This is a genomic window from Roseofilum acuticapitatum BLCC-M154 (genome assembly GCF_030068475.1).
GTDB lineage: Bacteria > Cyanobacteriota > Cyanobacteriia > Cyanobacteriales > Desertifilaceae > Roseofilum > Roseofilum acuticapitatum.
Genome location: NZ_JAQOSP010000067.1, coordinates 1 through 23,431, shown reverse-complemented (window position 1 = coordinate 23,431; position 23,431 = coordinate 1). Strand labels below are relative to the sequence as shown.

Below are 23,431 nucleotides of genomic sequence, written 5' to 3'. Positions count from 1 at the left end.
AGAGGTTTTTACTGAGACGGCAAAGCTCACGGAGAGCCAAAAACTCAGCCTTATTAAGATTGCGGATTTGGTTCTTTTGAGTCAGGTACATAAGATGGTTTTCGCTGTGATATACTTATTATAGCGAAAAGTAATATAAGTATCAATGTAAAGCCGTCCTAAAAGGACGGGGTTTCCACCCACATTTTCCGATGACTGCTCTACCGTCCATCGAACAAACAGAAATCATGGTTAACTGTTGCAAAATGGGCGATCGCCTCCTCAAAAGCGCGATCGCCCTTATCCTCTCCTTCCTCATCCTCTGCGGTGCAACCTTTCCCGCACAAGCGGCGAACGCTAAACTCGAACAACAAGTGCTAGAGATCATCCGCAACCATCCGGAAGTGATTATCGAGTCCGTACAAACCTATCAACAGCAGCAACAACAGTCCCGACAACAAAACCGCCTCGCTTTTCTCGACACCCTCAACCGGGAACCGGAAACCATCATCGGCAACTCTCCCACAACCGGTGCAGAAAATCCTCAAGTTTTCCTGATTGAATTTTCGGACTTTGAATGTCCCTTTTGCGCCAGCGCCCATGATACCGTTGCCCAATTTATAGACAAGCATCCGCAAGTGCAATTGGTGTATAAACACTTTCCCCTAAGTCCCATTCATCCCCAAGCGGAACAAGCGGCATATGCGGCTTGGGCTGCGGGTCAACAGGGGAAATTTTGGCCCTACCACGATGCTCTGTTTGCCGAACAGGATCGGTTAAGTGAGAGTTTTTATGAGCAATTAGCCCAAGATCTGGAGTTAGATTTAGAGCAATTTCAGCAAGATGTGGCGATCGCCCCCTCAGCCATTGAAAAAGACCTACAACTCGCCAACCAATTGGGGCTTTCTGGGACTCCATTTTTCGTCATGTTTGCCCCAGGAGAACCCCAGGGTAAGGGAGAGAGCTTTTCTGGGGCGATCGAATTAGTAGAAATGGAGGACATTTTACAGAAAGTCTCTGGGTGATACAGCAGTTTTCGCTGCTATGCGGTACATTTCGATCCCCCTTTCATGTCCGCTTGCGGAAAATCCCCCTTAAAAAGGGGGACTTTTACTGCCTCCCTTTTTAAGGGGGGTTGGGGGGATCTTTGAATGTGAAGGATTGGACAGAGGTGTTAGAAATCCTCCTTAGAGGCGATCGCCTCCACCATCCTCTGAGTCACCTCTTTTACCGGCATTTCCCCCAATTCTCCCTTAGTGCGGGTGCGAATATTCAGGCTCTCAGCCTCCATTTCCTTTGCTCCAACCACACTCATAATGGGAACCTTCTCTTTCTCCGCATTGCGAATTTGTTTCCCCAAGCGCTCCCCACTGCGATCCACTTCCACGCGGATATTGTAATTGAGCATTTGCTCGGCCACCTTTTGGGCAAAAGGCAATTGAGTCTCACTCACCGGTAATAAGCGAATCTGCACCGGAGCTAACCAAAGGGGAAAATCTCCCGCATATTCCTCAATTAAGATCCCCACTAAGCGCTCCAAAGAACCAAAGGGAGCGCGGTGAATCATCACCGGACGTTCCCGAACTCCTTCTTCCGAAACATAGGTCAGATCGAAGCGCTCTGGCAAAGTATAATCCACCTGCACCGTTCCTAATTGCCATTCCCGGTCTAGGGCATCCCGGAAAATAAAATCGAGTTTTGGCCCGTAAAAGGCCGCTTCTCCAATACCTTCAAAATGATCCATACCCAAAGTTTCCACCGCCCGACGGATGGCATTTTGGGATTTTTCCCAGGCTTCATCGGAACCAATATACTTATCCAAGGTTGGGTCGCGGAAACTTAATCTGGCTTTGAAGTTGCTTAAGCGCAGCGTCTTAAACACACTTAAAGTTAAATCCACCACATTTAAAAACTCTTCATCCAACTGTTCTGGGGTCAGAAATAGGTGCGAGTCATCTTGAGTAAAGCCGCGCACCCTAGTCAGTCCGCCCAGTTCTCCCGATTGTTCATAGCGGTACACTGTGCCAAACTCGGCCAATCGAATAGGAAGATCCCGGTAGGAATGGAGTTCACTTTTATAGATTTGGATATGGAAGGGACAGTTCATCGCTTTGAGAACAAACCCTTCTGCTTCCGATTCTCCCATCATCGGGAACAAGTCATCTTTGTATTTTTGCCAATGACCCGAAGTTTTGAACAGTTCCACTCGGCCAATGTGGGGAGTCACCACTTGCTGATAACCCCGTTTGAGCTGTTCTTTTTTGAGGAAGTCTTCGAGTAAACTGCGAACTGTTGCCCCTTTGGATGTCCAGAGGGGGAGACCGGGGCCCACTTGATCGGAGAAAATGAATAATCCCAGTTCTTTACCGAGTTTGCGGTGGTCTCGTTTGAGTGCTTCTTCTTTGCGTCGTTGATATTCGGCTAGTTGTTCGGGGGTTTCCCAAGCTGTACCGTAAATTCTCTGAAGTTGTGCTTTGTTGGCATCTCCGCGCCAATAGGCTCCGGCCACACTTTCCAGGGCGATCGCCTTCGGGTTAATATCGGCTGTACTCTCCACATGGGGCCCAGCACACAAATCCCACCATTGATCCCCTAGATGATAGAGGGTAATTGGCTCAGTTTTAATATCGTCGAGGATTTCCAGTTTATAGGGTTCTTGCAGTTGTTCAATCCGCTCCTTCGCTTCTTCCCGACTCACCTCTTCCCGCAATACGGGTAGTTTACGGTTGATGATCTTAATCATCTCTTTTTTGATCGCCTTCAGGTCTTTTTCCGTAAAGGGTTCGGGACAATCAAAATCGTAGTAAAATCCATTTTCGATCCAAGGGCCGATGGTCACTTGGGCTTTGGGAAAGAGTTTCTGTACCGCCATAGCCATGATGTGGGAGGTCGTATGGCGGATTTTCTTTAAGGTCTCAGATTCACTGGTGCGAGGCAGATGGATGTGAGGCGCTTGTTCTTCCATGGTTTGGGGTTGTTTGGAGTCTTCTGGAGGCATGGGTCGCTTAATCGCAAATAAGGGACGCTCTTAATGAGTTTAGATCAATTAGGGAATAGGTAATAGGGAATATTTCCCATCCCCCCATCTCCCCATAAGCCGGATCGATCTTAAGTTAAGCTTAAATTTATAAATGTAAAGAAACGTAACTTACGTTAAGCTTATGATAGAGATTATGAGTTAGAGGGTCGATAAATCATCTGATGGGTCACCTAGCCCCCTAAGCTCCCTTATCAATACCCCTTTTGATTAAAACTCAATTTGGAGATCTGTAATAATGCTACATCTGCTTTACGTCTTTGCTTTCACCACCTTAGCCTTTATCGCTGTTGGCAACTTAATCCGCAACTTAATGATCCTCGGTTCTGAAAGCACTCGCAATACTCCCCCGAAGTTAAAGGATATACCAATAGATAGCCATCGGATTTCTTCGACACAGGTTCCTCATCCTGAGTTTTTGGATGAAACCGGAATGGTGATCAAAGAACCCTTATTGGTGATGCGATCGATTACGGTAGAAGATGCTCGTGAAAAGTTAGATGCTTTGTATAACTCTTCTCCTGAATCTTCCCCTAAAGAGGATCGAGGAGAAATTTAAAATCTGTTCAGATAAATTTCATGATATAGATCAACAATTAGGGTTAAGGAAACACAAATCTCGATCGGTATTCAACTTAACCCTTCTTTATGATTCGTAAACTGCATAGCTCAAATGTTCTTCCACCCATTTTAGAGATGGACTTGAGGGCAATTAAGCTAATCGGAATTGAGGATAAAGTTTTAGTTCATCCGGGTTAAAGGTTCTAACCCAATTCAGCAGGTTTTCAGTGACGAGATGGGCACTCCCTGGTTTAAGCAACAGAGCCAGGTACCGATCTTTTTGTTTTACGATAATGGCTCTATATCCGTTAGCACAGGTGCTGGCGTAATGAAAGCCATCGAGCTGCAAGGAAGACATCAATAGCGATCGCAGTCCCAAAGCCTGAAACACCGTTTGTACCCAACTGACATTATCCACCTCGTCTGTGACTAAATATTCACGGGGTAAACCACTTAAGTCAAACACTGCTGCACCGACTACCGAACCTAAATACAGGTCTTGTTTAGACAGATCGGGGGACTCAGAGGGTGTAGGGTGAGAATCAGTAGTCATTGGAGACTGGCTTACTTTAGAGGTATTGAGAGAAAGACTGGCTTTGGAAACATTAGGATATTCATACACCCAATTGCAACCGGAAAGCTCCGCTTCAGTTTTCCCCAATACTATAATCCTCAATTTCGGATAAGTATCTTGTAGTCTCCAGCAAAATCGCTGGGTTTGATGTTGTAGAAAAAGGACATCTAAAATCAATAAATCTGACGATTGCTCTCGCACATTATGTAACAGCTCTTGGGTATTATGACAAATATAGGTATGGAAGTCTTGTCGATCGATAAGTTCTTTAACGCAGGTTTGGGTAAAACGAGTGGAGGCCAAAATGATATCAAGGGTTTCCTTTTGAACAGATTGATTGATCGTTGCGATTTGCATAACCTTCTCCTATGGGAATTATGAGTTTATAAAATCACCAATTACTAAAGTAATTTTTCTTAAAAAGCGAACGAAGCTCTTAATGCTGAGAGTGGCTCTTGGGTAGAAACCTATTATCCCATGATAATCCATGGTAATAGCGCTCTACCTAGTTTAGATTTAGATCATTTACATTTAAATGATTGCCGATCGCCTAAGATTGAGTCCGCCATGACTTAAGTAAATTATAAGGCCGATTTCCTGAATCTTTTCATTCGGTGTGATTGAACTTTACAAGAAGATGAACTCATATTAACTGTAATAGTCGTAACATTGATTCTCTGTGGAATACAGCCCTCTAGAGAGAGAGGAATAATCCCAGTCCTGGATCGAAGTCATCCCTCATGCATAGACTTTTCTCTATGGATATACCCGGAAAATCCACAGGAATTCGTTGTTTACAAATATTAACTAAAGTACATACAATGTAGGAGTAGGCAATGAGTATATATCCTCAATTATGTTCGGCAATTCATTTCCTTGGTTAAGTGCAATCATTCTATTTCCCCTTGTGGCAGCTCTAGCAATCCCTCTGATTAGCGATCGCCACACCAAGCTTGTTCGTTGGTATGCCCTAGGCGTAGGTCTCGTAGACCTAGCAATGACCCTCTGGGCTTTCGGCTCTCACTATAACTTTCAACAATCGACCATTCAACTAACTGAATCCTATCCCTGGATTCCCCAACTGGGTCTGAACTGGTCTTTAGCCGTAGATGGCTTATCCATGCCCCTGATCGCCCTGAGTGCCCTAGTCACCACCTTGGCGATCGCCGCATCCTGGAACGTCAACCACCGCCCCAAACTGTTCTTCAGCCTGCTGCTGATCATGTACAGTGCCCAGATCGCGGTGTTTGCAGCCCAAGACTTACTCCTATTCTTCCTCACTTGGGAACTGGAACTCGTCCCCGTCTACCTGCTCATCTCCATCTGGGGGGGACAAAAGCGCCTCTACGCTGCTACTAAATTCATTCTCTATACCGCATTAGCCTCTATTTTTATCCTGGTTGCAGCCCTCGCCATGGCATTCTACGGCGACACCGTAACCTTCGACATGACGGAACTGGCTAACAAACACTATCCCAGAGCCTTCGAGCTACTCGCTTACGCCGCCTTCATCATCGGTTTTGGTGTTAAGCTTCCCATCTTCCCTCTCCATACTTGGCTTCCCGATGCCCACTCCCAAGCCTCCGCTCCCGTCTCCATGATTTTGGCTGGAGTCCTCCTGAAAATGGGGGGTTATGGCATCATCCGTCTGAACTTGGAAGCTCTACCCCATGCCCACGCTTACTTTGCTCCCGTCCTCGTTATCCTCGGTATTGTTAACATCGTCTACGGAGCATTCAACGCTTTCGCTCAAGGCGACCTCAAGCGCCGCCTCGCTTGTTCCTCCATCTCCCACATGGGCTTTGTTCTCATCGGTATCGCCTCCTTTGACGAACTGGGCTTGAACGGCGCAATGCTGCAAATGCTCTCCCACGGACTGATTGCGGCGGCTCTATTCTTCCTGGCTGGAGTGGCTTACGAACGTACCCATACCCTGGCTCTAGCGAAAATGAGCGGACTGGCTCAAAGTATGCCCAAACTCTTCGCCCTCTTCACTGCGGCATCCATGGCTTCTTTGGCTCTGCCCGGTATGAGTGGATTTGTGGGAGAACTGAGTGTGTTCTTAGGAGTGACGACTAGCGATGTGTATTCCTCTGGCTTCAAAGTTGTGGTCATCGGTTTAGCGGCTGTCGGTTTAATTCTGACCCCCATTTATCTGCTCTCTATGATGCGCGATATCTTCTACGGTGAAGAAGCGGGTGTGGTTGTCGATGGCTGGATGGATGCCAAACCTCGCGAAGTGGCGATCGCCTTTTGCCTCCTGCTCCCCATCATCGGCATCGGTCTCTATCCTAAGATTGCGACTCAAACCTACGATATCAAAACCACGGCGATCGCCGAATCCACCCGCGAAGTTCTCACCGTGGTTGCCCAAGAGCGCTCTCGCCTCTACTCCGGAAACTTCTATATTCCCAACGTGCCTGCGGCTAAAGCCCCAGCTCTGTTAGGAGTAATGGATAATATCTCCGGTTCTGCCTAAGCCACTTGACTCGAACAATGGTACTTAGATTCCCAATCTCGACAACCATCAGATTCAGGGCCATGAGGGTGAATAGCACAAACCAATAAATTGCCACCCGGACTCCCGCCATAGTAGAAGCGACAAGCTTCACAAGGGCGGGATTTTTGTACTTCTCCCAGGGCTACAGCCTTGAGTTTGACCGCTAGATCGTGGTTGGGTTCCAGGGCTAGAGCTTTTTCAAAGGCTTGCACTGCCCATTCTTGATTGTCAAAATCCTGCAACCACATTAACCCCACCTCTGTCCAATCATCGGCTGGAGTGGGATGAAAACAGGATTTGCCTTGGCTGAGGAGTTTACCGATCAGGGTTTCTACCAGTTCTGGCGGTTGAAACGGTTTGGCGATATAGCCATCAGCGATCGTGAGTCCTCGCACTCGATCCCGTTCATGATTTTTAACGCTGCAAAAAATAACGGGAATATGGCGCGTTTTGGGGTTGCGTTTTAAGGCAAAACAAAGCTGATAGCCATTCAGGTTGGGAGAAACAATATCAGCAATCACCAGATCGGGTAAATGTTGCTGGATTTGTTGTAAAGCATCGTGTCCATCACCTGCTTCTAAGATCTTAAACCCAACCGATCGCAGTAATTGGGCGATCGCCGCTCTTTGGGCACTGCTATCCTCAAACACAAGTACCGTACTCATAAAAAGCTTATCCGTTAATGCAAGGGTGTTCCAATGGGTTTAAAATACCCAAGTTTCAGTCCAGAACCATCAACTTCAATCTGAAACTACCCAATATTACGGTTGACAAAATTCTATATGAATGGTAAGAAAGGGAAATGCAGTGTCTGAAGCCCTCTTGCGCTAACCTATCCCTATTGAAATGGAATCAAATAGTGAGTAAGCTGGGAAAGTCAGTAACCTGTTGAAACTGTTTCCGAAGGCGATCGAGAATCTTTTCATCGACCGTTTCTACGTCGTAAGCACTACTATCAACTGCGGTAATGATTAACCAAGGTTGAGTTTGATTAAAATCGTAGGCTTCAAATTTACCATCAATCACTTGAGTGATGTCTGTCGCCAATTGTAATAACAATGCGCCGGATATCTGTTGTTCCTGATCACAAATTTGGCACAGTTCATCTGCGGTTGCCCCTAAACACTCTAGGTTATAAATTTTCCAGTTTGAGTTGAGGACTTTCGGAGTAATTTGCTGGAGGATATCAATCAGGTTAACTGTTAAGAAACCATCCATTGTTTGGTCAGTAATTGTAATACCTTGCATAGTTTTGCCTCTTTGTATTTAAGGTGAACTTAAGGGAAAACCGCCACCCCCTTGTCTCTTAAAACCAGACCGGGGGCCAATTCGTGGGTCATTTACTTGCCACAGGTGTTATTGTATGGCGATTTCAGAGGGAAAGGAAATCGCTAAACGTTTTGGAGAGCGATCGCCTGACAATAACCTCGATCGCCCCTATCAGCTTTCTTGTTCATCTGATTCAAACAATGCGTTTAAGTTTCGAGAACCATGGACTACCCGCAGAATTTCTAGAGTATCATCAGTAATTTTGTACAGAATAATATATCCATTTAAGGGAATGCCGCGTAAATCTTCTCTAATTTCTCCATAGCTACGTCCTAGCTGGGGAAAGTTCATTAAGTTTTTACACTTTTTCTGGAAAGACGTGATTGCTTCAGTTTATCTTTCAGTTGAGCAATAACAACTTCACCATCAATACCTTCACCTTGCCTGAGTTCTTCAATGGCTATATCTACTTTCTGTCGGGTTTCTTCTACCCAATTCTCGTACTCTCGATCTCGTCGATCTAGTAATTGTAAAGCTTCAGCAATGACTTCTTCTGGAGTCTGGTATTTTCCACTATTAATCTGTTGTTGGATTAACTCAGCTTGTTCGCTCTTTAAGGTAACGTTCATTGGTCTAATTTTATAAAGAACTCTCTATCAATTGTAGCAAAAGCGATCGCCCCAGGGATGGGTCACATTATCGCCCCCAACCCAACCCAGAAACCCGGTTTCTCACCCCTTGCGCGAACCTATCCGTTTTAATCCCCAAATACCGAGAAATGCCAGCGTCCCCACAGCACTCGGTTCAGGGACACTTTGGGGAGTCGAGTCTAGTTTGTCGATAACTTCCACTTGGTAGCTGACACTCCATCTGCGGTTTTCCGGATTCAAAACTGACTCGATCTCCAAACCCTTGGGTTTATAGCCCCCCTTATTAAGGGGGGTTGGGGGGATCAAACGCTAGGAATCTCACCAACATCATCTCTATTAAACGTCTATGACTAGATATCTTATTGAACATTTCCCCCTTCGTTGTTACTGGTGAGATCCCCCCCTGCCCCCCTTAATAAGGGGGGAAATTTGGGTACAAAATTGAGTAATTGGGTGCAGACTCCTTCAAAGTTAGTTAACACTTGTTCATTGGTAAATCTGATAACGGTTAAACCATATCCTTGTAAAATCTGAGTTCGTTCTTCATCGGATTCTTTCCCTGGCTCCGTGTAGTGACTTTCTCCATCAACTTCAATGACAAGTCTTAAAGAGGAACAATAAAAATCAACGATAAAATGGTCAATGGGTCGCTGTCTTAAAACTCGTCGGGGAAAGTTTCGCAGAAATGTCCATAATTTTCGTTCTGCGGCAGTTGGATTTTGCCGCATTTGTTTGGCAATGGGTGTGAGTTTTGGGTTATATGGCAGATGGAAGTTGTTGGGTTGGAGCGTCATGATACAGCAGTTTCAGATTGGATGAGGTGCAGATCGATCCCCCTAAATCCCCCTTAAAAAGGGGGACTTTCTTGTTCCCCCCTTATTAAGAGGGGGGTTAGGGGGGATCTTTCTAATGTACTTCATTACAGGCATGAATTCCGTTGTGCTGGGGAGGCTATACCTAGGATGGTAGTGCCAAAGAGAAGGATGGATAGGGTTTTGATGATGTTCATGGGATGAGTCCTGAAGGTTGATTGAGGAAGAGGGGGCGATCGCGAAGCGAAACGGAGTTTTATCACCAGAGAAAGACTAGGAGGCGATCGCCAAAGGGCGTTGTTTGTCAAAGGGAGTTGGAGTTTTTGACCTGTTGGAGGAGGTTTTGGGAAGACCTGATTACCTCTGAGTTTGTAAGGAGGTAATTTCAAGGACTTAGATCGTAAGAGCCATTTGGCAAAGTATTGTACAAGTTATCGGTTTTATTGTTAATTTGATCGATCCAGAAACGATAAGCAACTTGGTGATTACCAGCACCCCCCAAAATATTAATAAAGTAGTCACTAAATTTCCGATATTGAGACATAGCCGAATCTGATAGATAAACATTCCGATCTCCAACTTCAGGATTTCCCTGTCCTAAAACGTTATTAGTATTGCCAACTCCTAAAAAGTTTGTAGTACGAATCACAGTGATATCGCCATCATTGGGATCGAGTCGGCCTTCAGCAGATGGACGAGATCCCCACAATATATGTTCTCTTTCAAACATTGGCCCTGCCGGATCGAGGGCAATAACTTTTAAACTTCCGTCCCAGGTCTCTTTCAAGTTTTGCGCTACATAACCAGCCACTTGGGCACCAAGACTATGACCGATGACAGTCGTTTTGTCTAAGTTAATACCCATCTCACTAAGAATTTGGCTAACTCCCAGTCCAACATCTTTAGTCGCTTTAGCTGCCCCTCCATAATGTAGTGGTAGGATTCGATTAAGCCAATTATTGGAGACTTCTCCCCAGTCAATTATGACAACATTATCACCTGGATTTTTCTGGCGGTAAGCATCAGCCATATCCTTAACCCATCGATCGTTACCCGTATCCCGGTAGCCATGAACAATAATTTTTGTTGGTTTTGAAGGATCTATGGGATGATCTGTTGTCCATTTAGCTGTCTTACCTGTATTCCCTATTGTGAAACAGCCGCCAATTATGTTACCACTTGCATCAATATTGTAGCGGTTACCTGTTTGTGGATGTTTATAATATAAAATATCTCCATGTCCATCCATCTGTGCTTGTAGCTGACTGGTATCCACTGCTATTGTCTCAGAAATATCATTGCCATCGATCTCTTCATTTTGAGAATTGTCTTCAATACAAGGCTCGCAAGGAACACAACACTCATCCTTACCAGAAATTTTATCAACCAAACCAACTAGGTCGTCTTTCCAGATATTCAAGATACTATTGAGACCAGAAAGCAACCCTTCAATGCCACCATCCTTAATCACGCCAGCTAATGCCAGACCCGTATTACCCGCTTTACCGGTAACTTCCAAAACTTTAGACAGAGTGCTATTGAAATTACCGGCAAAACTCTGACCAACGGAAAGAACGGCATTGAAAATATTGCTAATGGCGTTCAACCAGTCGCCATTCTGAATCGCCTTAATCCCTCCATAAATCATCTGTGGGGCTTTTTCCAGACTTTGCACCACGGAAAGCATCACTTTTTGCGTGGTTGCGCTCAAGTTTTTAACCAAGCCACCTACACCCGCAGAGGCGACACTGGCGATACTGCCGAGGATTTGTAAGAAGCCCAGAATGCTCTCGCCAGACATAATCGAACGTGCGCCACTAAAAGCACCCGCAGCCAGAGATTGTAGGGATTGCAAAGCTAATTTAGCTCCGGCTGTAAGCGTATTACTCATACCCATGGTCACCGCATTTAAGCCAGCCATGACTACACTGAAAATACCGCCTAACCAATCTCCATTCATCACCGCTTGAATCGCAGTAATTCCCGCAGTCGCCAGGCTTAAACCAATGGCAAAAGGAATCAACACAGGGAAGGAAACACTGAGAATAGAGACAATGGTGCTAAGAACAGTCATGACTTGCGAAATCAGCCCCAATGTACTGTTCCAGAAATATTTTTTCCGCGCCTTCCGTTCGGCAACCCGTTGTTCGATAATTTGCTCCAACATCTCTTTCGATTGTTGGGCAAGTTCGTTGGAAATATCAACCGCTTGCTCGGCTAGAGCCACTTTATTTAAAGTCTCCAAATAGAGTGGGTCGAGAGTTTGTTTTTCACCGTCCAACTGCTCCATTCGCTCCAACTCTTTCAGGAAATCTTTAGACGCTTTCTGAACATCTTGCTCGGCAGTTTGTAACAGGGCAATATCCCACTGTTCCTCTAACTCGATGCGATTAATATCGGCTTTATAGTGTTGAACTTGGCCAATTAAACCAGCCATCACCTTAAACAGATTGCCCTGAATGTTAGCCGCTTCTTCCCCTTGCAGCGCCTGATGAATATCGCCCTCAGCCTCAGCCAACAGCACCTTCAAATCATCGGGTAAATCCGGTTGCTGCTGTTCCAAGTCCTTCAACTGGGTTAACAATGCCGCCATTTGCGACTGCACCTGTACCGGGTCAAAGTCCCCATCAACCCCGTCTAAACCGACTTCAGAGCGCACCGCATTCACCCCTTGTAGCAGGGCATCCTCGGCTTGCAACTGCTCCAGTTGCTCCAACTTCGCCCGCGCTTCTAACCGTTGACGCTCTAGCTCAATGGCTTCTCGCTCCAAGCGCTCCTCTACCGCTTTCTCGATGTCCTCTTGCCGTTGGGTAGCGATGGTTTGTTCTAACTGCGCTTGGGCGAGATTCAGTTGTTCTAAATTTATCAGGGTGATAAACGTTTGCTCCGTTTGTTCCCGGATGCGAGTAATGCCATCCAGACGGGCTTGAGCCACCGCCAACTCTTGCTGTTTCTGCTCCCGTTCCTCCTGAGTTTCGGCAATGCGGTCATTAATGTCTTTCAGCATTTTCGCGGCAGTATTTTGTTGCGCTTGCAACACATTTTTCTGAGCTTCTGCCGTCCGCTTCAGGTGTCCGAAGTGGTTGGCTTGCGCTTGGGCACGTTGTTGCAGTTGCCGGTTTACCATCATTTCGTGATAGTAGCGGTTGGCTAGGGCGCGGTCTTCCGGGCGGGCAATCCCTCCGGCGCAACTGCCCCCGGTATCGCTGGCAATATCGTTGTAATCTCGATAGTAGATTTCCGCCGCCGTCGCCATATCATTGTGCATGGCTACATTCAGCAGGTGTTCGGCTTCCTTGTTGCCATTGATTATCATCTCCTGTAACCGTTGCTGAATCTGGAATTCCAGGTCATTGACTTCCCGTTGTTTCTGGGCTGCTTGCAACGTATAGTTGGCATTCAATTCGGTGGCTTCCAACAAGTCGCGCAGAATTTGCTGATGTTCTCTCGCGGCGCGTAAATGCTCGTCATTTTGGGCCAATAAATCCGCTTGCATCTCTTGCAATGGAGCCGTGAGCGCCCCACTGCTGGCTTCCGCTTGCTCTGCCAACCGTTGGGCTTCTGCCAGGGCTGCGCGTGCATCAGTGAGCTGTTTTTGCAACTGCTCCAAGTCGCCGGGGGAGGTGAGATAGGCATCAAGCAGCCGTTGCTCGGCGAGAATGACCTCATGTTCGGCAGTCAACAGGGTGCGTTTTTGGCTAAATGCCCGTTGCTGTTGCTGCAAGACGGTGGCTTTATTGTCGAGCAACCCTAGGGCGTTTTGTAGTTGCGCCTGTTTGGTTTGCAGGTCAACATTACCGGAAGATTGGGCAATTTGTTCGGACAGGATTTCCCGTTGGGCAATTAAGTCTTCCCGCAGGCGGTTGACTTCCTCGGTTTCCGTCGTCAGGGCAACGGTTTGCCGCTCTACCCATTGCTCGACATCGGCGAGTTGATGCTGCAATTCCTGGGATTTGCGATTGAGTGCGCCCCGTTTTTTGAGAATATCTTCCACCATGGGCAGATATTGGCTGTCGTTGGCTTCGAGTTCTTTCCATTCGGCGAGAACTTTGGCGTTATACTCATCCGCTTCTTTTTGCGCTTGGGCTAACTGTTGCTCGACTTCCGGTAAGATGTCTTCGAGCTGCTGCAACGCTTCCTTGGCGGCGGGAATTTGTTCGCGACTGGCTTCTAGCTGTTCGACTAAATTGCGACTGGCAGTAATGGAAGGTTCGGCTGCATTGACGGCGTTGACGGTGCTTGCCCATTGTTCGGCTAGGGGTTTTAAGCGTTCTTGTTGCTGGGACTGGTTGTCGGTGGTAACGAGTTGACGAACGGCTTGTTCGCGCAGTTGTTGGGCATACTTGGTATAAGTATCCCAGAGAATCCAGTCATGATCGATGTGGGTGAGGGTAACCCAATGCTCTTTTTTCTTACCAGATTTACCGCGCTTCCAGGTTTTCCGGCGCTCTGTCCAAGTGGGGCCATTTTTGCGACTTCGCTGCCAATGGTCAGCCGCTCGTTTTTCGTACCAGTCAGCTTGAGCTAGAGCAGCAGAGGCTTGGGCGTTGGTTTGCGCGAGTTCGGCGCTGACTTGGGCGAGTTGGTTGTTGTATTTTTGGCTGTTGATTTCTGCTTCTGCTTGCAGAATGTCAATCGCTGTACCATTCTCTGGAGTGTTATTGAGAAACTTCGCACGGTGCGCTTTAGCGGTGGGCAGTTGCAAGGAGGCATCTCGTTGTTGAGCCGCAACATTAGCCGCATGTTGAGCGGCATTACGTTGAGCTTCAGCATGATGGTTGTGAACCCATCCGTAAACGGGGACGTTCATCGATCCATACATCAGCCATCCTAGAGCTTGTCCGCCATAGATGCTGCGTAATTGATTAAACTGGTTTATGACCATATTGCGCCAGTGACCCCCTCGATTGTAGACTGTCAGGGCCCTGACGGACTCATAACGTGCAATACCCCAAGTGCGAATCTGGCCATTCCAATGATTAGCATTCATTTGATGCTGATGCCGTTGAGCTTCGTATTGCTGCGCCCGCGCTTCATCCTGCTGCTTGTAGATTTCATACTGCTGCTGGTACGCTTCCAACTCCTCGGACTCTGCACCATAGCGCTCGGCAATGGGGGCAATTTCTTCCCAGAGCTTGGCATCTTGCTCTATCCACTGTTTCAGCTTGTCGATTTCTTGGGTTAAGGTGGTTTGTCCTTGTTCGAGTTCGTCAAAGCGGGGAGCAGCGACTTCTAGGGTAGTAATAGCATCGCGCAAATTGGCTAAAGTGCGATCGCGCTCTCCATCAATTTTGCCCAAGTTCTCCTCAATATACGCCACCAAATCATCGACAGATTGGGATAATTCCTGCTGACTTGCGCCAATTTCCTTGGTTTGTGCGTGTCCCTCCAGCAGTTGCTCCGTCCAGACTTTAGCTGCATCGCCCAGGTCTTGACGGAGGCGATCGCCCAATTGCGCGTAAGCTAAGATAGTATCCTCGCTCAATGCTGTCTCTGTGGCTTCTTCTGTCTCCAATTGACGCTCAAGCGCGGCTAACCGCTCATCATTGGTGTCCAGTTGCTGGCGAATTTCCAGTTCTTGCTGTTGACGCAGGGGTTGAATGGCGTTGGTGGCTTCTTCGAGACGGGTAGTGAGAGCCGCAATGATATCGTTATTATCATTTTGGCGGGTTAAGAGGCGATCGCGTTGTTCTGTCGTTTCGGCAATTAACTCCGTTAACGCTTCTCGACTCACCTCATCCGTCGTTTGATTTAACTCATCTTCCCAATCAGCAATCACCCCATTCAAGTTATCCAGTTCTGCGGTTAACTCGCTGGTACGGCTTTCCAACTGCTCGATAAACTCATTAACTTTGGGTTCCACTTCCGTGGCAAAGAAATCCACATCCGATTCTGTTCCCAAAACCCCAAAGCTAATCATCCGTTGCAGCGCTTCCGCTTGTTCGGAAGTCGTTTCCGCCAACTCATCCGCCGCATCAGTCGCCTCATTCACCGCATTTTGGAACGCCGCTAATTTAGCCTTTTCAGCCTCTTGCAGAGGTTTAAGCCGCGCAACAATCGGGGCCATATCCCCCTCAATTCCAGCCACTTCAGCCGTCAACTGGGTCACTTTCGGAGTCACTTCAGCCAGGGCCGCTTGCTTCTCATTCACAACAGCCGTTTTCGGTGGAATTTCTCCTTTCAGCTCGGCAATTTTCGCCTCAGTTTCCTGAATTTTCGGCCAATTATTATTGCGCTGTTCTGCCAACCGAGACGCTTTTTGCAAATTATGGCGATAAGCCGCAGCATGGCCACCATGATAAGCATAGGTGTGCCCATTCCAATACCACATATGTTGCCGATGGTATTGCGCTTGTCCGTAATAATAACCTTCCGCACTGCGTAGGGGAGCATCCTGCGCTCTCAAGCTGTGTAACTGCAACTCTTGCGTCCGTAATTGATGCTGAGTAAACGCTAAATCTTTCTGAGCATCCGCAACTTCAGCTTGCAATTCCTCCTGCTGTGCCGTCACTTCTGCCAGATTTGTTTGAGTCTCAGCCAAATCCGATTGTAACTCTAACAGAGCTTGCCGGTCTTGTTCTCCTTGCTTACGAATTTCCACCAACTCTTCCGTCGCAGTAACCTGATTATCGAGCGCCTCTTGCCAAGCATCCGCCGCATTTTGATAATCCGATTCCAAGGCATCCGCTTCATTCAGAACCGTCACCCGATTTTGCAAGCGCTCCACTTCCGTATTCATTTGCCGCAGATAGTTATCGGTTAACTCAATTTCCCGATATTTGTCGGCAATTTCTACTTCTTTATCGGCAATGCGTTCATTAATTTCATCCAGAGTTGCTTGGAAATAATCCCGCTCCTCTTCGTGAGTTTCCCGTTGCGCCTGCAAGTCCTTAATGTTGCTTTCATTGGCAGCAATATCATCCTCAAGTTCAGCGATTTTATCCTCAATCTCGGATAACTCAGTTTTCAAAATGTCTAAGGCTTGCTGCTGATTCGCCAATTGATTTTCTTGGGCAGTCTTTTGAGCCTCTAACCCTTGTTTCTCCGTTTCCAAGTCAGCAATCTGAGCTTCTTTATCGGAAATCAAGTCCTCTTGCACAACTTTATCTTGTTCAGACTGCGCTAGATGATGCTCAAGGATTTTAATCTCTTCTTGGGTTGTCCGGATAGCTGTATTCGTATCAGCAATCTGCTGTTCTTTGAGGGCAATGGCATCCTCTAAATCAGCCTCAGCATTAATCGCTTGAATCGCGGTAAACCGAGCTTTATCTTCTGGCAGATTAGCTAACTCCACTTGCTTCCCGATTAACTTCTCTTCCTCAATCGCCGCTTTTTCTAAGCCTAACTCGCGATATTCTCCCTGCAACCGCTCCAGGGTTTCATTGGCATCCGTTTGTTGTTCTTGCGCCGCATCTAACCGTTCTTGCAAGTCATCAAAGCCATTCAAGAAACTCGTACTGCGGTTCTCCATTTCCCGCAAGAAATCGATATACTCTTGCAACGGCAAAGAATTGGTTTCTGGTAAATCATCGCGCCGATTTTTCAACTCTTCAATTAACTTCGCCAGAGCTAACCGTTGCGGAGATTGGGGAGCAGACCAATTAATCTGGTCTTCCTGTAATTTCGCCCAATCCAGTTGTTCATCGATATCGGAGATATAGGCTTGCACCGCTTCAAACTGCTGCACCAAATCGGGATTTGTCGTGATGGCATTGCTCAATTGTATCAACAGTTCTTGAGCGCGAATTTTCTCGTCTTCCAGTTGCTGGATTTGCTTTTTAATCGCTTGCAAGCGCTCTGGATAGGGCAAGAGATAACCATAGGTTTCCAGGAAGGTTTGTAAATCCTTTTGGGTGGTTTTCCGTTCCTCACGATTGGCTGTAGATTGCTCTTGCAAATCTGTTAACCGAGTTTCAGTAGCATTGGCTTTATCTTCCTGACTGGGTAACTGCTCCCCTTCGAGTTTCGCCAATTCTTCCTCAGCTTGTTGAATCTGTAAATCCAGAGTTTCCAGTTGTTGCCGTTGCACCGGAGTTTGCAGGGCGAGTAAATCTTCTTCCGCTTGCAATTTTTGCTCGTTGGCATTGATTTCATATTGAATTCCCTGCTTCAATTCCGGCCAATCTGCCACCCGCTCTGCCAACGCTCGCGCCTGTTGATTGAGGTTATCAGCCTCCATTTGAGCTTGTCGCGCCCATTGTTCAAAAACACGCCGTTCATTCTCGGAAACATTGGCTTGATGTTGCGCTTGGTCGCGAGGTGCAATATGTTCGGGATAATGTCGCCAACCATGAATAGGTTGAACACCACAACGGCCACCACGTCCCACAACTTCCCAGCGCCGAGACAAATTATTATGATGGTTAGCCGTATCTTGATTCTGCTTGCGCCGTTGTTCAGCTAACGCAGCTTGTTGCCAATATTTTTCTGCCAGTTGAGTTTTTTGAGCAGCTTGTTCTTGCAGCGCTTTTAAGATTTGATGGGCATCTTGAGATTCACCAGTGACTTGTGCAAGAAGTTGATTATTATTCTCCAGCAGTTGCTGATAACCGCTCAAAACATCAGTTTGATGATTCATCTGAGCAGTTAGTTGCTCAACTTTCGCGGCATTTGTTGACAAGACATGACCTTGTGAATCAGCACTGTAGGCATTTTTTCCAGCTTGGTTCGCTATAGCCATGTGGTGATTGTACTGAGCTGTATCTCGCTTACGAAGAATACGCCCACAAAAACCACGAGTTGTTGCCCAAGAGTTATGAGCAAGATGAGTATGATGCTTCTGTGTTTGCCGGTGCTGCGCTCCTTGCTGATAAAAACTCGAAGCAGTTGCTCTCAAAGCCGCAGATTTTTGTTGATACTGGGCAATTTTCGCCTTTAACTTGTCAATCTCAGCTTGCACCGCATTGGGGTCAGCGAGTAAAGTATCGGGGTCAACTAACTGGTATTGCAGTTTCGCCAGTGCTTCCTTCACGGCTTCCTTGCTCTGAGCAATGGCTTCTTCTAGTAGCTCAATCTGCTCGGCATTCCCTTCAACTGCTTGCTCGCGCTCGGCTTTCAATGCTGCTAATTGTTCATTTAACTCCTGTTGCCGAGTCTGCAAGGTTTGCAAACGCCCTAACTCCAGTTGATGATGGCGGGTTGCCAAGGCTAAAGCTTCGGCTAACTGTTCTGACTCGGCAAGGGAAATGGCGGCATCGGTGTCGGTTTGCTGATAGCGCTCTAATGCCTGTTCTTTCTGCTCTTCCAGGGCTTTTTGCAAGTCCTCTAAGCTTAAATCGGGATTACCTAAATCCGATAAGGTTTGCCACTGCTGCAATAACTGATTTTGGGTAGCTGTCAGGCTCTGTATCGCCTGCTCCGTCGCTTCTCCAGCCGCACGAGTTTGCGTGATAACCCGTCCTTCACCGGTAAAGGATGTGATTTCGATATCTTCACTCTTAACAACCTCTTCTGGAGCAATTAACCCCGCCATCAGCACAGCTTCTGTAACATTCAGCAAACCCGCACCGCTCTCGGTATCCCAACCTTCTTCGCCTAAGTCTTTTGCCGTTTGTACCAGAATCTCTTTGACTTGCTGATAGCTTAAGTCTGGATTAGCCTGCCAGACTAAAGACGCAGCACCGGTAACATAGGAGGTTGCCCGCGATGTGCCCACAAAAGCATCGGGGTCATGTTTATGTTCTCCGCCGGGAGCAACGAGGGTGAGGGTTTCGCCGCGACTGGAGTAGTCGGCAACTTCTTCGGTGGAGTTGACTGCACCGACGGTGATGATGTTGTCGAATTCATCGGCAGCTTGTCCTAAAGCGGACATGGCATCCCCGGTATTTCCGGAAGCGACAACGAGGAGGACATTGTTATCGCGAGCGTATTGCAGGGCGAGTTGTTCTTCTGGGGTGAGTTGGTAGCGGGTGGTGATTTGCCCTTGGTCGTCGATTTGGGTTAAATCGAAACTGAGGTTAACGATACCACGCACATTTCCCGTCGTGGATTCACCGATATCATGTCCCGCGTTGATGGTTGGGGAAAGGGCGGGTTCAGGGAGATTTGGGTTGGTGTTGGGGATGGTTGGTGAACCCGCCCCTACGGGGTGATTGGCGTTGTCTGCTCCTACACGGGTCACATTTTCACCGGTAATGTTGTCCCCATTGATGGTTGGGGAAAGGGCGGGTTCAGGTAAATTTGGGTTGGTGTTGGGGATGGTTGCAGAACCCGCCCCTACGGGGTTGTTGGTATTGGCGATATCGGTGGTGGTGGGTAATCCGGCATCGTCGCGGAGACTATCGACATAGGCGATGAGTTGTTGTGCCCAATTATTCCCTTCTATGCCTAATGTCTCGTATTCGTTATGGGGATTAACGGACTCGAAGACTTCGGTAACGTCTTCTCCATGGTCTCCGGCAAAGTCGATGAAGGCAACAGGAACATCAGGAGTATCCGGTAAAATTAGGGAGGCTGCGTCTTGGGCGTTAATCAGATAATTATCCCATTGCGTAAAGTCTTCGTTGGTGAAGGCTTCTTGCAGAGAACCGGGTAAGCCGAAGAGTTCGCCGATTTCAGGGTTGTCGATAATGGCGTTAAAGGTTTCTGCGGCTTCGGGAGCAATGCCGACTTTTTCGAGGATGTCGGGACGCTCTAGGACATTGTAAATTGTGCCAAAGTTATCTTCAAGTTGGGTAAAGACTTCTTCGACGACGGGCAGAAGTTCAGGGTTTTCTAAGACTTCGATGAGGTTATCGGGATTTTCGTTGAGTGCTTCCTGAACTTTCTCTAAGCCGGTATTGAGTGCTTCTACGGACTCTTCGGAGACGGTGTTGTTGACGACTTCGAGGGTGTGGATGGCGCTTTCTCCGGTTTCGGATACGGCGCGAACGGCGATTTCACTGATTTCGGTAATGTCGGTTTCGGGTTGGGGGTTGATTTGGAGGCGATCGCCCTCTAAACTAGCAGAAGCTTCTGTTTCTGTAGGCTCGGTGTCCTCAATCCCCGGAATTACAGGCACGTCATCGGGTAAGGGTTCGGTTACATCGCCCCCTTCAACCAGCTCGTAAGTAACCGTCTCATCTTCTGGTGCTGCGAAAATCTCGGATAATTCAATCACTGACTCCGGTTCTTCTGGGTCTAAAACCACGGATTCAATCTCGCTAATCACCTCTATGGGTTCGGGTTTAATATAATCGAGAATCTCTTGCCCTAATTCGGTTTCGCGCCAGTCGTTCTCAATGTCAATCACGTCATCGAGGTGTACTGCTTTACCCGTCGCGCCTTTGATGCGAAAGATGATGTCGTTGTAGTCATAGTCGCTCTTGCCATCAACCCGGATATCTTCCATCACAAAGGTATTGCCATCTCCGGTAACGTCGGCAATTTGTCCGATATGGAAGCCATCATCAGGATTTGCTGTGGAGAGGGAGAACAGAGGACGACCGGAACCGCCGATACTGGGATTATCGAATACTTGTTGTACGCTCTTGTTGGGAACGAGCATGATGCCAAAGGTATCCCCAGGGCGCATCTGCACCGTTTTCACGCCAGCAAATTCCCCTTGATTCCAGTTAGATTCGCCCAGAACGCCCTCGAATTTCGCTCCTTCTGTTTTGTCAGAAATGACGATATGACCGAGTTTAGAGGTATTTTCGGCGGGGAAATCGGTGTCGGTGGGGGCGGGTTCACCTAAATCTGGGTCAATCGACGAATCGGTTGTTGAACCCGCCCCTACATCGGATGGGGTTTCGGTGGGTTCGATACCCAAGGCGCGAGCGGCGGCTTCTTGAATAAAGGCTTCTGAACCGGGTTCTAAATCCTCCATGCCTTCTAAGCTAAAGAAGGCGACTTCTCCCTGGTATTTCCCACCATCAAAGAGATACTCGATTTCTACTTCTCCGGTTTCACCAACGGTAAAGGTTCCTGTAGGGGCGAACGGCCGTTCGCCCCTACGGAGTTCTTCTATCATCTCTTCTGGTTCTTCGGAGGTTTCTAGGGTTTCATCTGCTTCTGTCTCATCTGCGGTGATGAAGGAAATTTCTTCTTCATCGGTTGCATCCGGGGTGGCAGCTTGTGCAACGACTTGCTCTGGAGAACCGTCAACTTCAGATTCTGTGTCGATGACTTCGTTGGGTTCTGTATCCTGTTCTGTTGGCAAGTCGGTAATAAATTCAATCTCTTCGATGTCTTCGTCTGGAATGAGATTAGTGACTTCAGCCGTGTCGATTTCTTCGCCGGTATTGGCATCGGGTTCTACTTCTTGGGTTTCTGGTGTATCGGTCTCTTCAATGAGGTCAGTATCAAGTTCGGGAACGTCAAAACTGTCTACATCTGGGACATCTGGGGTTTCTTCTAAGCCATCGACGATGCCGCTAGGGGTGAGGATGGGTTCGAGAATAAAGGTTTGAGAGTCTTGGGGGTTGGAGGTTTTGGGGGATTTTTTTTCTAAACCAGTTGAAGAATGACATGGGGTTAAGCCTCGGTATATGCACAACAGATGATTGAGCAGAGGAGATGAATCCCTCTGTAAGGTACTCAGGTTTTGGGAAGTATTTTTATGCGAAACATGAAATTGTGTAATAAAACTTCATGTTTTGTCTGGGCAGCAATGCCAGCCATTTTTTACTCAATGGTCAACGCGAAGTGAGTTTCACTGGCTTAAATACAGGAAAACCATCGGGAGAAAGCAGGATGTTACCCTGACGATCTCTCTCAACATCACAGAAGAGATAGTTACCCTTATCATCTTTTCTTAAGTTTAATTTCCCATTAGCCATCTCATAATCAGGCGGGTAAAACTGAGGTATTCCTTGTACTTCTAGCACTTGACCTTTGTCATTTTTTACTACAGGACAAACCAGTAAATCTCCTTGAGCATCAAATACAAATTCTTGCGTGTGAGGATGGCGAACGGGATTCGGATAAATGGGCAATCCCTCGGAAGTTTTCAACACTACTCCATCTTCATCACAAAGAGCGGTTAGAAATAGGGGTTCTCCATCAGAATTTTTCACCAATTCATGGGTGTTAGGATCGTAGAGTGGGATGGCATAACTTCCCCTACTTTCGGCAACTTTTAAATCGGGATGCGGGGGATGTAAACTGGGCAAATTCTCCGGATCGGCGATCGCCAATTCTTTGGTATATTGCACCGCCGCTTTGGTAAATCCTAACCGACTTAGAAATGCGTGCATACCCGTCTGTTCCGCCGACACCAAGATGTCTAAATCGCTCACTTTCATCTCATAAGCCTTGGCAATCGCTGCATCAGCCAGCAAGTGAATCGTTTGGGGATTTCGATCTTCTGGCTCGATATACATTCCCAAAACAGAACCCACGCGCCGGGACTTAAAGGGGTTATTGAGTTCATGATCGGATTGCCATTCCAAGGGTAAATCAGGTGGAGGAGCTTCATCATAAAAATAGACAAATACGCAACCCACCATTAACGGATTATTCTCAATATTCTTTTCTAATACCCACCCATAGCTCAGGGGACGGTTTAACTGTTGCACGATATAAGCCTGAAAATCAAAACCAGGTTTGATGGATAAAGATGGATCGGCTATTTCTCGCTCTTGAGCAAATCTAGACCACAACAGTCCCAATTGATCGGCATCTTCAAGGGTTGCATAACGGCAAGTATATTCTGTATTTTCAGTTGAGTTAAGCATGAGGTTTATTCGGGTTTTCTTTTTCCACCTGTTCCTTGCAAGACATGAAAAAAATTTACATAATCGTTGTGATTAATGTAATGGAGACCCGAAAAATGCCTTGCCAGTTTCATCGCCTTTCTCAAGTTGATGAGATACACATTGATCCCCCTAAATCCCCCTTGAAAAGGGGGACTTTCTCTACTACCCCCCTTGAAAAGGGGGACTTTCTCTACTACCCCCCTTGAAAAGGGGGACTTTCTCTACTACCCCCCTTGAAAAGGGGGGTTGGGGGGATCGAAAACTATACCTCAGACAAGAAAGAAACGCTTGATTGTTATTCGATTAATGCTCTGTTCTTCTTAATCTAGCCCTAAATCCAATCTTGTCAATCGTTAGATTTACGGATATTAGT

The 23,431-nt window shown here is 47.1% G+C and carries 13 protein-coding genes and 1 pseudogene; 3 read left to right on the top strand and 11 right to left on the bottom strand.

The window, feature by feature from the left end; translation table 11 throughout:
- Window positions 1–91, bottom strand: a pseudogene (locus PMG71_RS23880) (RNA-guided endonuclease InsQ/TnpB family protein); the annotation flags it as partial.
- Between the two features lie 100 nt (window positions 92–191).
- On the opposite strand from PMG71_RS23880, the gene PMG71_RS10125 reads away from it, so the two are divergent.
- Window positions 192–1,004: a DsbA family protein gene (locus PMG71_RS10125; protein WP_283753555.1), complete on the top strand. Its 813-nt coding sequence runs from the start codon at window positions 192–194 to the stop codon at window positions 1,002–1,004.
- Window positions 1,005–1,153: 149 nt separating this feature from the next.
- Here the strand turns inward: PMG71_RS10125 and thrS are convergent, their stop codons facing one another.
- Window positions 1,154–2,977, bottom strand: coding sequence for a threonine--tRNA ligase (thrS, locus tag PMG71_RS10120; protein WP_283753554.1), 1,824 nt, complete (start codon window positions 2,975–2,977; stop codon window positions 1,154–1,156).
- 277 nt (window positions 2,978–3,254) lie between these two features.
- Between thrS and PMG71_RS10115 the strand changes: the two genes are divergently transcribed.
- A complete protein-coding gene (locus tag PMG71_RS10115; protein WP_283753553.1) occupies window positions 3,255–3,575 on the top strand; it encodes a DUF2973 domain-containing protein in 321 nt (106 codons plus the stop codon).
- Window positions 3,576–3,728: 153 nt separating this feature from the next.
- Here the strand turns inward: PMG71_RS10115 and PMG71_RS10110 are convergent, their stop codons facing one another.
- Window positions 3,729–4,508 (bottom strand): hypothetical protein, encoded by a 780-nt coding sequence (locus PMG71_RS10110; protein ID WP_283753552.1) that lies wholly within the window; start codon window positions 4,506–4,508, stop codon window positions 3,729–3,731.
- 499 nt (window positions 4,509–5,007) lie between these two features.
- Between PMG71_RS10110 and PMG71_RS10105 the strand changes: the two genes are divergently transcribed.
- A complete protein-coding gene (locus PMG71_RS10105; protein ID WP_283753551.1) occupies window positions 5,008–6,630 on the top strand; it encodes an NAD(P)H-quinone oxidoreductase subunit 4 in 1,623 nt (540 codons plus the stop codon).
- Here PMG71_RS10105 and PMG71_RS10100 read toward each other — a convergent pair.
- The 8 genes from PMG71_RS10100 to PMG71_RS10065 form a co-directional block, all read right to left on the bottom strand.
- The gene (locus tag PMG71_RS10100) at window positions 6,627–7,316 is read right to left on the bottom strand and encodes a response regulator (protein WP_283753550.1); all 690 of its coding nucleotides are present in this window, start codon (window positions 7,314–7,316) and stop codon (window positions 6,627–6,629) included. The two genes, PMG71_RS10105 and PMG71_RS10100, sit on opposite strands and share 4 nt — an antisense overlap.
- 187 nt (window positions 7,317–7,503) lie before the next feature.
- The gene (locus PMG71_RS10095; protein ID WP_283753549.1) at window positions 7,504–7,899 is read right to left on the bottom strand and encodes a hypothetical protein; all 396 of its coding nucleotides are present in this window, start codon (window positions 7,897–7,899) and stop codon (window positions 7,504–7,506) included.
- A gap of 192 nt (window positions 7,900–8,091) precedes the next feature.
- A complete protein-coding gene (locus tag PMG71_RS10090) occupies window positions 8,092–8,271 on the bottom strand; it encodes a type II toxin-antitoxin system RelE/ParE family toxin (protein ID WP_283753548.1) in 180 nt (59 codons plus the stop codon).
- A complete protein-coding gene (locus PMG71_RS10085; RefSeq protein ID WP_283753547.1) occupies window positions 8,271–8,549 on the bottom strand; it encodes a ribbon-helix-helix domain-containing protein in 279 nt (92 codons plus the stop codon). The genes PMG71_RS10090 and PMG71_RS10085 overlap by 1 nt, the downstream gene beginning before the upstream one ends.
- 102 nt (window positions 8,550–8,651) lie before the next feature.
- Window positions 8,652–8,810, bottom strand: coding sequence for a hypothetical protein (locus tag PMG71_RS10080; RefSeq protein ID WP_283753546.1), 159 nt, complete (start codon window positions 8,808–8,810; stop codon window positions 8,652–8,654).
- 119 nt (window positions 8,811–8,929) lie between these two features.
- Window positions 8,930–9,364 (bottom strand): endonuclease domain-containing protein, encoded by a 435-nt coding sequence (locus PMG71_RS10075; RefSeq protein ID WP_283753545.1) that lies wholly within the window; start codon window positions 9,362–9,364, stop codon window positions 8,930–8,932.
- A gap of 403 nt (window positions 9,365–9,767) precedes the next feature.
- Window positions 9,768–21,857, bottom strand: coding sequence for a DUF4114 domain-containing protein (locus PMG71_RS10070; RefSeq protein ID WP_283753544.1), 12,090 nt, complete (start codon window positions 21,855–21,857; stop codon window positions 9,768–9,770).
- A gap of 139 nt (window positions 21,858–21,996) precedes the next feature.
- Complete coding sequence (locus PMG71_RS10065; RefSeq protein WP_283753543.1) at window positions 21,997–23,037, bottom strand: hypothetical protein; 1,041 nt, start codon at window positions 23,035–23,037, stop codon at window positions 21,997–21,999.
- Window positions 23,038–23,431: the final 394 nt, after the last annotated feature.